General features: G+C 67.1%; 10 protein-coding genes and 1 tRNA gene. 8 read left to right on the forward strand and 3 right to left on the reverse strand.

The window, feature by feature from the left end; translation table 11 throughout:
* Window positions 1-17: 17 nt before the first annotated feature.
* Window positions 18-1,427, forward strand: a complete 1,410-nt coding sequence (hemN, locus tag AC5P68_RS06945; RefSeq protein WP_043034401.1) for an oxygen-independent coproporphyrinogen III oxidase — start codon at window positions 18-20, stop codon at window positions 1,425-1,427.
* A gap of 23 nt (window positions 1,428-1,450) precedes the next feature.
* Here the strand turns inward: hemN and AC5P68_RS06950 are convergent.
* A tRNA-Leu gene (locus AC5P68_RS06950) sits at window positions 1,451-1,537 on the reverse strand.
* A gap of 128 nt (window positions 1,538-1,665) precedes the next feature.
* Between AC5P68_RS06950 and AC5P68_RS06955 the strand changes: the two genes are divergently transcribed.
* The 4 genes from AC5P68_RS06955 (at window position 1,666) to AC5P68_RS06970 (ending at window position 5,768) form a co-directional block, all read left to right on the forward strand.
* Window positions 1,666-2,100, forward strand: a complete 435-nt coding sequence (locus AC5P68_RS06955; protein ID WP_005408981.1) for a BLUF domain-containing protein — start codon at window positions 1,666-1,668, stop codon at window positions 2,098-2,100.
* A gap of 142 nt (window positions 2,101-2,242) precedes the next feature.
* Window positions 2,243-3,529, forward strand: coding sequence for a nucleotide sugar dehydrogenase (locus AC5P68_RS06960; RefSeq protein WP_005408982.1), 1,287 nt, complete (start codon window positions 2,243-2,245; stop codon window positions 3,527-3,529).
* Between the two features lie 55 nt (window positions 3,530-3,584).
* The gene (locus tag AC5P68_RS06965; protein WP_005408983.1) at window positions 3,585-5,207 is read left to right on the forward strand and encodes an FMN-binding glutamate synthase family protein; all 1,623 of its coding nucleotides are present in this window, start codon (window positions 3,585-3,587) and stop codon (window positions 5,205-5,207) included.
* A gap of 99 nt (window positions 5,208-5,306) precedes the next feature.
* Window positions 5,307-5,768 (forward strand): GNAT family N-acetyltransferase, encoded by a 462-nt coding sequence (locus AC5P68_RS06970; protein ID WP_024956617.1) that lies wholly within the window; start codon window positions 5,307-5,309, stop codon window positions 5,766-5,768.
* Between the two features lie 53 nt (window positions 5,769-5,821).
* Here the strand turns inward: AC5P68_RS06970 and AC5P68_RS06975 are convergent, their stop codons facing one another.
* Both AC5P68_RS06975 and AC5P68_RS06980 read right to left on the reverse strand, forming a co-directional pair.
* Window positions 5,822-7,069: a TIGR03862 family flavoprotein gene (locus AC5P68_RS06975; RefSeq protein WP_111108377.1), complete on the reverse strand. Its 1,248-nt coding sequence runs from the start codon at window positions 7,067-7,069 to the stop codon at window positions 5,822-5,824.
* Window positions 7,056-7,490 carry an FKBP-type peptidyl-prolyl cis-trans isomerase gene (locus AC5P68_RS06980; protein WP_005408986.1) on the reverse strand — a complete coding sequence of 145 codons (435 nt, stop codon included), beginning with the start codon at window positions 7,488-7,490 and terminating at the stop codon, window positions 7,056-7,058. Before AC5P68_RS06980 ends, AC5P68_RS06975 begins: the two co-directional genes overlap by 14 nt.
* Before the next feature lie 70 nt (window positions 7,491-7,560).
* On the opposite strand from AC5P68_RS06980, the gene AC5P68_RS06985 reads away from it, so the two are divergent.
* The 3 genes from AC5P68_RS06985 (at window position 7,561) to AC5P68_RS06995 (ending at window position 10,208) form a co-directional block, all read left to right on the forward strand.
* On the forward strand, window positions 7,561-7,926 hold the full coding sequence (locus AC5P68_RS06985) for a DUF6164 family protein (protein ID WP_005412913.1): 366 nt from the start codon (window positions 7,561-7,563) through the stop codon (window positions 7,924-7,926).
* A 295-nt stretch (window positions 7,927-8,221) separates the two neighbouring features.
* Window positions 8,222-8,989: a sulfurtransferase gene (locus tag AC5P68_RS06990; RefSeq protein ID WP_033834118.1), complete on the forward strand. Its 768-nt coding sequence runs from the start codon at window positions 8,222-8,224 to the stop codon at window positions 8,987-8,989.
* 223 nt (window positions 8,990-9,212) lie between these two features.
* A complete protein-coding gene (locus tag AC5P68_RS06995; RefSeq protein WP_414497731.1) occupies window positions 9,213-10,208 on the forward strand; it encodes an LLM class flavin-dependent oxidoreductase in 996 nt (331 codons plus the stop codon).
* Window positions 10,209-10,236 lie beyond the last annotated feature (28 nt).

The following is a 10,236-nucleotide window of genomic DNA, read 5'->3' on the forward strand; positions in this document are numbered from 1 at the left end:
GGCGCGATGCTGGCGCCATGGACACGTTCTCTCCCGCCGCTGGTGGCCTGGCCTGGACCTTCGACCCCGACCTTCTGCGCCGGCACGACCGGCCGGGCCCGCGCTACACCTCGTACCCGACCGCGCCGCATTTCCATGATGGGTTCGACGCGCCGGCGCTGCGCCAGGCGATCGCCGACAGCAACCAGCTGGCCCGCGCGCTGTCGCTGTACGTGCATGTGCCGTTCTGTTCCAGCCCGTGCTTCTACTGCGGCTGCAACCGGGTGATCACCCGCGATCGCGGCCGTGGCCACAGCTATGTGTCGCGCGTGCTGGCCGAGGCCGATCTGCTGGCACCACAGTTCGAGGACGGTCGCGAGGTCATCCAGCTGCATCTGGGCGGTGGTACGCCGAACTTCCTCGATGCCGAGGCGATGACCACACTGGTGGAAGGGTTGCGCAGGCGCTTCGATTTCAGCGATTCACCGCAGCGCGATTTCTCGATCGAACTCGATCCACGCTTCATCGACACCCGTGACGTCGCCATGCTGGCGCGCCTGGGCTTCAACCGGGCCAGCCTGGGCGTGCAGGATTTCGACCCGCAGGTGCAGGAATCGATCAACCGCATACAGGGCGTGCAGCAGACACTGGACATCCTGCGCGCCTGCCGCGACAGCGGCATGCGTTCGGTCAACGTCGACCTGATCTACGGCCTGCCCGGGCAGAGCCTGGAAGGATTCGGCCGCACCCTCGAACGGGTGCTGGCGCTGCGCCCGGACCGCCTGGCGGTGTATGGCTATGCGCACCTGCCGCATCTTTTCCGGGCGCAGAAGCAGATCGACGAAAGCCGGTTGCCGTCGCCGGAAGACAAGCTGGCGCTGCTGGGCCTGGCGGTGGAGAAGCTCTCTGCGGCTGGCTACCAGTACATCGGCATGGATCATTTCGCATTGCCGGAAGAGGATCTGTCACGCGCGCAGCGTGCTGGCCAGCTGCATCGCAACTTCATGGGTTACACCACCCACGCCGATACCGATCTGCTCGGCCTGGGCGTAAGTGCGATCAGCCATATCGGCGCCACCTACAGCCAGAATCCACGTGACCTGGCGTCCTGGGAGGACGCGGTGGACCAGGGGCAGTTGCCGGTCTGGCGCGGTGTCGCGCTGAGTGCCGACGACCAGCTGCGCGCGGAGCTGATCCAGCAGCTGATGTGCCAGGGCGAGGTGGATGGTGCGGTGCTGGGGCAGCGCCACGGCGTGGATTTCCAGCAGTACTTCGCCGAGGACCTGCGTTCGGTACAGCGGCTGCAGGAAGATGGCCTGGCCGAATACCGCGATGGCGTGGTGCGTGCGAGCGAACCCGGGCGACCGTTGCTGCGGTTGCTGGCAATGTGCTTCGACCCGTATCTGCGTGCCGCACATGAGCAGCCACGTTACTCGCGGGCGATCTGAAAGCGGGATGTGCTGCATGCGTGTGGTGCCCGGAGCCGGAATCGAACCGGCATGGGGTTGCCCCCGGCGGATTTTAAGTCCGATGCGTCTACCAGTTTCGCCATCCGGGCCTGCAGCGCGGCGCCGATTGTAGCCTACCCGTGTCGCTGCAGCCGGATTGCGCGTGAGCGACGTGCTTAACTGTTATCCCTGTTCATGTCATAGTCCCAGCCACCGTTCCCAGGGGGGGAGCCACCCGATGTCGCTGCACGCGATTGCCTATGCCAGTGAGGCCCGCGCCGATCTGCGGACAACCGATCTTGATCGCCTGCTGGCCGACGCCACGGCATTCAATCGTGTAGCCGGTGTCACCGGTGTCCTGATGTTCGACGGCAGCCGCTTCCTGCAGTATCTGGAAGGCCCCGAAGATGGCATCGATTCGGTGTTCCAGCGCATCTTCAATGCACGCAGCCACGCGCAGATGAGGCTGTTGTGCCGCGCGCCGGTGGTGCAGCGTGCGTTCCCGCGCTGGTCGATGGGGACGCGGCGGATCGATGCGGACCTGCTGACCCAGATCGTTGACGCGGCGTGGCCGGGTTTCCTGCTTGGCAGCGGTGGTTTCGAGCGCCTGCTGCAGGCCTGGACCGGTGCCGACGGCGAGCTGGAACCCGCCGCGGTCGCGCTGGGTTCCTGAGCCCGCCTTGGCGGCGGGGTACCGGGGCCGGTAGGCTGTAGCCTTTCTGGTGCGGGTTTTCCGGAGTGGTACAGCGAATGAGTGGGTTGGCCCAAGCCATGGCGGCACGCATCCGGTTTCGCCCGGTGCACGGGACATGCCGATGAGCGTGCCCGTTGCGGCGGCGGTGACGCCGCGTTTCGCCGTGATCGGCCTGGGTTACGTCGGCCTGCCATTGGCGGTGGCGTTTGGCCGGCACTGGCCGACACTGGGCTTTGACATCGATGCCGGCCGCATCGCAGAGCTGCGCGGTGGCCGCGATCACACGCTGGAGATGGAGGCCGACGAGCTGGCCGAAGCCACGCATCTGCAGTACGGCAGCGATCCTTCGCTGCTCGATGCCTGCAACGTCTATATCGTCACCGTGCCGACCCCGATCGATGCATACGAGCAGCCCGACCTGGAGCCCCTGCGTTCGGCGACACGGCTGATTGCCAGTCATCTTCGCGCCGGCGATCTGGTGATCTACGAGTCCACGGTGTACCCCGGCACCACCGAGGAAGTGTGCGTGCCGCTGCTGGAACAGGGTTCGGGCCTGGGCTTCAACGAAGACTTCTATTGCGGCTACAGCCCGGAGCGGGTCAGTCCCGGTGACCGCCAGCGGCGCCTGGCCGACATCCGCAAGATCACGTCTGGTTCGACCCCGGAAGTCGCTGCGGTGATTGATGGTCTCTACCAGCGCATCATCGATGCCGGTACGTTCCCGGCGCCGTCGATGCGCGTGGCCGAAGCAGCCAAGGTGGTCGAGAACATCCAGCGCGACGTCAACATCGCGCTGGTCAACGAGCTGGCGCTGATCTTCGACCGGCTCGGCATCGATACCCAGGACGTACTGGACGCCGCTGGCAGCAAGTGGAATTTCCTGCCGTTCCGACCAGGCCTGGTTGGCGGTCACTGCATCGGCGTCGATCCGTACTATCTGCTGCACAAGTCCGAAAGCGTGGGCTACCACCCGGACCTGATCCACACCGCGCGGCAGGTCAACAACCGCGTCGGCGAGCACGTGGCGGCGCGCGTGCTGGCGATGCTGGCCGAGCGTGGCCGTGCACCGGCGGAGGCACGCATCCTGGTGCTGGGCGTGACCTTCAAGGAGGATTGCCCGGACCTGCGCAACAGCCGCGCGCTGGAACTGGCCCAGCGCCTGCGCGATGCGGGGGCGCAGGTGGAGGTGAGCGACCCGTGGGTCGGCCCGGCGGCATTGACCGGCGAGGGCCTGGATTGGCTGGCCGAACCCGGGGCGGGGCGCTATGACGCGGTGGTACTGGCGGTGGCCCACGCCCGTTTCAAGGCAATGGATGAAGACGCAATCCGGGCGCTGCTGGCGCCAGGCGGCCTGGTCTACGACGTCAAATCGGCCTGGCCGCGTAACGTGGTTGACGATCGTTTGTAAGCCTTGGCAGCGAGCGGCGCGGTAGACTCGGGAACAGTTGCAACCGAGGAAAGCCATGCACCGGTACATCGTCTACCTGCTCGCCATCCTGATGTTCCCGATATGCCTGTGGCTGGCCACGATCTGGCCGGCCTGGTACTGGGGCGTCGGCCTGACTGCCGCGATGGTGGCATTGGGGACCTGGGACCTGCTGCAGAAGCGCAGCACGCTGCGCCGCAACTATCCGGTGATGGCGCACTTCCGCTACGGGCTGGAATCGATCGGCCCGGAGATCCGCCAGTACTTCGTGCAGAGTGACCTGGAGGACGTGCCGTTCTCGCGCCAGCAACGTGCACTGATCTACCAGCGCGCCAAGAACGAGATGGACACGGTACCGTTCGGCACCCTGCGCAGCACCTATGCGGTGGACTACGAATGGATCAACCATTCACTGGCGCCGACTGCCATCGCCAAGCATGACTTCCGCGTGCTGGTCGGTCCGAACTGTGCCAAGCCCTATTCGGCCAGCGTGTTCAACATCTCGGCGATGAGCTTCGGTTCACTGTCGGCCAATGCCATCCGCGCACTGAACGAAGGCGCACGGCGTGGTGGTTTCTACCACGACACCGGCGAAGGTTCGATCTCGCCCTATCACCGTGAGATGGGCGGCGATCTGGTCTGGGAAATCGGCTCGGGCTACTTCGGTTGCCGCGACGAGAAGGGTGGTTTCAGCGAGGAACGCTTCGTTGCCAATGCCACCCATGACCAGGTCAGGATGATCGAGATCAAGCTGTCGCAGGGTGCCAAGCCGGGTCATGGCGGCGTGCTGCCAGCGCCGAAGGTGACTGCCGAGATCTCGGTGACCCGTGGCGTGCCGATGGGCGTGGACTGCGTGTCGCCGTCGCGTCACTCGGCGTTCTCGACACCGGTCGAGCTGCTGCAGTTCGTCGCCCGCCTGCGCGAGCTGTCCGGTGGCAAGCCGGTCGGTTTCAAGCTGGCGATCGGCCACCCGTGGGAGTGGTTCGGCATTGCCAAGGCGATGCAGGAAACCGGGTTGCTGCCGGATTTCATCGTGGTGGACGGTGCCGAAGGGGGCACCGGCGCGGCGCCGGCCGAGTTCGTCGATCATGTCGGCGTGCCGATGCACGAAGCGCTGCTGCTGGTGCACAACACCCTGGTCGGCCTCGATCTGCGCGAGCGCATCCGCATCGGTGCAGCCGGCAAGATCACCAGTGCGTTCGACATCGCGCGCACCATCGCGCTGGGTGCCGACTGGTGCAATGCCGGCCGCGGCTTCATGTTCGCGCTGGGCTGCATCCAGTCGTTGAGCTGCCATACCGACAAGTGCCCCACCGGCATCGCGACCCAGGACCCGGCGCGCTGGAAGCATCTGGATGCACCGGACAAGGCCACCCGTGTGTACAGCTACCACGAGCACACGCTGCATGCCTTGAAGGAACTGCTGTGTGCCGCGGGCCTGAACGACCCGGCGGAACTGGGTCCGGAGCATATCCTGCGTCGGGTTTCGCCTGTTGAGATCCGTTCGCTGGCCTCGCTGTACCGCTACCTGGAACCGGGCGAGCTGCTGCACAAGGTGCCGGACCACGCCGTGTTCCATGCGTTCTGGGCCGATGCGCGCAGCGATTCCTTCCAGCCGCCGCCGAAGATCCAGGCGCTGCGGGCCAGCAAGTCGCGATAACGTGTTGCTGTAGAACCGAGCCCATGCTCGGCTGCTTCTCTCATCGCGATGTTGGAACGAAGAACCGTCGAGCATGGCTCGACGCTGCAAGGAGATGCCATGCGGTTCCGGATCGGCACCACGGATGACGTGGCCACGCTGTGGGCGTTGCGCACGCGTTGCGTGCGCGAGACCTGCAGCAGCCATTATCCGCCCGAAGTGATTGCGCCCTGGTCGGCCTCGCCGCCGCCGTCGCAGTACGCGCGGTTGCTGGGGCAGGGCGGCTGCGTGGTGGCCGAGGATGGGCAGGGCGGCCTTCTTGGCTTCGGTGTGTTCGATGCCGATGCCAATGAAGTCGACGCGTTGTTCGTTGATCCTGATCGTGGCGGCCAGGGAATCGGCCAGGCGCTGATGCAGCGCCTGCTGGCAATGGCCGATCGTGAGCGTGAGGTGGTGCTGTCGGCCTCGCTCAACGCGGTGCCGTTCTACCAACGGCAGGGATTCATCAGCGTGCGCGAAGAGGTCTATCCGCATCCCAGCGGCGTGGCGCTGGCTTCGGTGAGCATGCGCAGGCCATGGTGAGCGCCCGGGGACTGTAAGGCAGTCGAGGATGGCTCGACTCTACAATGCAGGCGTCACCGCCCGGCCAGCCACCTGATTACGCCCTCGGCGGCACGCAGGCCACTGGCGTAGCACGCGGTCAACAGGTAGCCACCTGTCGGCGCCTCCCAGTCCAGCATCTCGCCGGCGCAGAACACGCCGGGCACGGCCCGCAGCATCAGGCCATCATCCAGCGCATCCAGGCGCACGCCGCCGGCGGTGCTGATCACCTCGGCCATCGGCCGGGGACGCAGCAGGCGCAGCGGCAGGCGCTTGAGCGTAGCCGCCACGGCAGGCAGGTCGTTGCCGGCTTCCTTACCCAGAATCTCGAACACCAGTGCGGCCTTCACCGCATCAAGGCCCGCCTGGCGACGCAGGTGCTCGCCGAAGCTGCGGCCCTTGCGCGGGCGTGACAGATCGGCCAGCAGGCGCGCCTCGTCGCGGCCCGGCACCAGATCCAGCCACAGCATCGCGTGGCCATCGCGGTTGATGGTCTCGCGCAGGTCCGCCGCCAACGCATAGATCAGGCTGCCTTCGATGCCGTACTCGCTGGCCACGCATTCGCCCTGCAGCGACTGTGGCTGTCCGGCCAGGTCGATCCAGTGCGCGACCACCGGCTTCAGCGGTGCACCGGCATTGCGCTGGGCGAAGAACGGGGTCCAGTCCACGTCGAAGCCGCAGTTGGCTGACTGCAGTGGCGCGATGTCCACGCCACGGGCCTGCAGTGGTGCAACCCAGGCGCCGTCGCTGCCCAGCTGCGGCCAGCTGCCGCCGCCCATCGCCAACACGGTGGCATCGGCGTGGACATCGATCTCGCCGGCTTCGGTGGCGAAGCGCAGCGCGCCGTCGTTGCTCCAGCCGATCCAACGGTGGTTGGCATGCAGGCGCACGCCCTGTTCCTTCAGCCGGCGCACCCAGCCACGCAGCAGCGGCGCGGCCTTGCGGTCGACCGGGAACACGCGGCCGGAGCTGCCCACATAGGTCTCCACGCCAAAACCGCCGGCCCAGTCGCGCAATGCCTGCGCATCGAAGCCATCCAGCCAGCGGCCCACGGTCGTGGACTGCTCGCGGTAGCGGCTGTCGAACAGCGGACGCGGATCGGAATGGGTAAGGTTGAGCCCGCCCTTGCCGGCGATCAGGAACTTGCGGCCGGGCGAACCTTTGGCCTCGTACAGGTCCACCTCCAGACCGGCGGCGCGCAGGCGCTCGGCGGCGAACAGGCCGGCCGGGCCGCCGCCGATGACGGCGACCCGCGGAAGCGGTGCGGCATTACGGTTTGACATCGAGCAGCTCGACATCGAACACCAGCGACGAGCCGGCCGGAATCGGGCCAACCCGGCGGTCGCCGTAGCCGTAATCCGGCGGGATCATCAGGGTGCGCTTGCCGCCGACCTTCATGCCGGCCACGCCCTCATCCCAGCCGCGGATGACCTGGCCGGCGCCGAGTGCGAAGGTGAACGGTTCGCCGTGCTTGAAGGAGCTGTCGAAGGTCTTGCCGTGCTTGGTTTCGGTGCGGTTGTCGTAGATCCAGCCGGTGTAGTGCACGGTGACCTTGCTGCCGGCAACGGCTTCGGTGCCGGTGCCGGGCACGGTATCGATGCGCTCGAAGGTGGTCAGGGTGCCGCCGGGCGGTGGGCCGGACGGTTCGGTTGTGCAGCCAGCGGCGGCGAGGGACAGCAGCAGGGGAAGCAGCAGGCGGCGCATCGGGCGTCTCCGGAAGGGCGCAGGGCGAGGGCGGCAAGGGTAGCGCATCGGCGCCGGGTATCATGGGGGCATGGCAAAACTCCTGCTCAATCTGCGCAATGTCGGCGACGACGAATATGCCGATGTCTGCACGCTGCTCGACCAGCACGACATCGCCTGGTATCGCACCGAACCCAGCCCCTGGGGCATCTCCAATGGTGGCCTGTGGCTGCGCGAGGACGCTGATCATCCACGAGCGAAGGCGCTGATGGCGGAATACCAGGCCGAACGCGGGCCGCGCATCCGTGCCGAGCGTGAGCAGGCATTGCGTGATGGCACGGCGGAGACCTTCGGCAGCCTGTTCCGGCGGCGGCCGGTCTACGTGGTGCTGGTGCTGCTGGGGATGGCCGGTGCGGCGGCGCTGGTGCTGCTGCCGTTCGTGCTGTTGCGGGGGTAATGGGGCTTCTGGCCGGGTTGCACCCGGCACCCGCAGACGCAACGGCAACAGCAACGTCAAAAGCCGGGCTTCAGTGGGAGGGCGGGGCGGTGTGGACAGGCGGGGGACGGCAAAAGCTGCTCCTGCGTGCCTCGTAGAGCGCCATCCATGGCGCTCTGCGCCCCCGCCTGCCCACACCGCCCCACCCATGACAGATTCCGGTTGTTTGCCGGGCTTGGGGTCGGGTCCCTCTGCTGCGCAGAGGGCTCTGACCCCTGAATCTGCCCGGAGGGGCGGGAGGCGCTAAAATGCCAGGATGATCGCCAATACCGCTGCCTATCATTTCGCCGTCATCGACGCTCCCCAGGCCCTGTGCGACCAGTTGCTGGCGCGTGCCGAGGCGGCGCAGTTGCGGGGCACGATCCTGGTGGCGGGCGAGGGGCTGAACCTGTTCCTGGCGGGTGCGCCGGAGGCGGTCGAGGGTTTCTACGCGGCGCTGCGTTCTGACGCGCGGTTTGCCGATATGCGGGTCAAGACCAGCTTCAGTGAACATCAGCCGTTCGCGCGGCTGAAGGCCAAGGTGAAGGACGAGATCATCAGCTTCCGCCGTGACGACGGTCAGCCGCTGGACTATCCGCGCGCGCCGGCGGTCGATCCGGCCACGCTGCAGCGCTGGTTGCGGCAGGGGCATGACGACGCCGGCAAGCCGGTGGTGATGCTCGATACCCGCAACCTGCAGGAAGTGGAGTACGGCACCTTCAAGGATGCGCTGGTGCTGCCGATTCACAAGTTCACCGACCTGCCCGAGGCGCTGGCGCCGCACCGCGAGGCGCTGAAAGACAGCACCGTGGTCAGTTTCTGCACCGGCGGCATCCGCTGCGAGAAGGCGGCGCTGTGGATGGTCAACGACGGCATGGACAACGTGCTGCAGCTGGACGGTGGCATCCTCGGCTACTTCGAGGAGGTGGGCGGCGAAGGCTACGAAGGCCGCTGCTTCGTGTTCGATGAGCGCGTGGCGCTGGATGCCGAGCTGAAGCCGATGGTCGACCAGCCGCTGCCGGAGCCGCGCCCCAGCGCGTTCTGACGCTTCCGCGGTAGAGCCGGCCGCTGGCCGGCTGCGAAGCCATCTACCTGTATGCCGGCCAGCGGCCGGCACTACCAATCGCGCTTGGCGCGCATCAGGGCACCCCGGATCGGCCCGGTCAGCCCTGAACCCGCCACACGGGAATCAGCATCCCGCCACCGTCACTGGCCGCGGCGCCTGGCCGACCCCATGCATGGGGGATCCTGTGACGGAAAAACGCCTGATGATCCCGTTGTCGATCCTTGACCTGGCCCCGGTCTGCGAGGGCAGTGACACCACCGCCGCTTTCGCCAACATGCTGGAACTGGCCCAGCACGCCGATGCGCTGGGCTACCGCCGCTACTGGTTGGCCGAACACCACAACATGCCGGGCATCGCCAGTGCGGCCACCGCCGTGCTGATCGGCCACGTCGCCGGTGGCACAAAGCGCATCCGCGTCGGTGCCGGCGGCATCATGCTGCCCAACCATGCCCCGCTGCAGGTGGCCGAGCAGTTCGGCACGCTGGCTTCGCTGTATCCGGACCGCATCGACCTCGGCCTGGGCCGTGCACCCGGTACCGACCAGCCGACCGCGCGTGCGCTGCGCCGCTACTTCGACAGCGCCGACCAGTTCCCGCAGGACGTGCGCGAGCTGCTGCATTACTTCGAGCCGGTACAACCCGGGCAGGCGGTGCAGGCGGTTCCGGGTGGCGGCCTGCGGGTGCCGACCTGGATCCTCGGTTCGAGCCTGTTCGGTGCGCGCATGGCCGCCTCGATGGGCCTGCCGTATGCGTTCGCCTCGCACTTCGCACCCGACGCGATGGATGAAGCCGTTGCTGTGTACCGCCGCGAGTTCCGCCCCTCGGCCACGCTGAAGCAGCCGCACGCGATGCTGGCCCTGAACGTCGTTGCCAGCGACAGCGAAACCGAATCGCGGCGCCTGTTCACCAGCCAGCAGCAGAGTTTCGTGAACCTGCGTCGCGGCCGACCGGGCAAGATTCCGGCACCGATCGACGACATCGAGTCCTTCTGGGAGCCGCACGAAAAACTGGGCGTGGAGCGGGCGCTGGCCTGCACCGTGCTGGGCGATCCGCAGCAGGTGGCGGAGGGCATTGCCGCGTTCGTCGAACGGCACAAGCCCGACGAGCTGATGCTCACCGCCAACCTGTACGACCCCCGCGCGCGCCTGCGCTCGTTCGAACTCACCATGCAGGCCTGGCACGCCCGCCACGCGGGCTGAACAATTGCGTCACGGCCCATTGCGGCCG

Source organism: Stenotrophomonas sp. YJH_SMC_58 (assembly GCF_059369635.1).

Coding starts and splice junctions, on each gene's coding strand:
- AC5P68_RS06955 (WP_005408981.1), top strand. CDS start 1,666: ATGTCGCTGCACGCGATTGCCTATGCCAGTGAGGCCCGCGCCGATCTG.
- AC5P68_RS06985 (WP_005412913.1), top strand. CDS start 7,561: ATGGCAAAACTCCTGCTCAATCTGCGCAATGTCGGCGACGACGAATAT.
- AC5P68_RS06990 (WP_033834118.1), top strand. CDS start 8,222: ATGATCGCCAATACCGCTGCCTATCATTTCGCCGTCATCGACGCTCCC.
- hemN (WP_043034401.1), top strand. CDS start 18: ATGGACACGTTCTCTCCCGCCGCTGGTGGCCTGGCCTGGACCTTCGAC.
- AC5P68_RS06975 (WP_111108377.1), bottom strand. CDS start 7,069: ATGTCAAACCGTAATGCCGCACCGCTTCCGCGGGTCGCCGTCATCGGC.
- AC5P68_RS06960 (WP_005408982.1), top strand. CDS start 2,243: ATGAGCGTGCCCGTTGCGGCGGCGGTGACGCCGCGTTTCGCCGTGATC.
- AC5P68_RS06995 (WP_414497731.1), top strand. CDS start 9,213: ATGATCCCGTTGTCGATCCTTGACCTGGCCCCGGTCTGCGAGGGCAGT.
- AC5P68_RS06965 (WP_005408983.1), top strand. CDS start 3,585: ATGCACCGGTACATCGTCTACCTGCTCGCCATCCTGATGTTCCCGATA.
- AC5P68_RS06980 (WP_005408986.1), bottom strand. CDS start 7,490: ATGCGCCGCCTGCTGCTTCCCCTGCTGCTGTCCCTCGCCGCCGCTGGC.
- AC5P68_RS06970 (WP_024956617.1), top strand. CDS start 5,307: ATGCGGTTCCGGATCGGCACCACGGATGACGTGGCCACGCTGTGGGCG.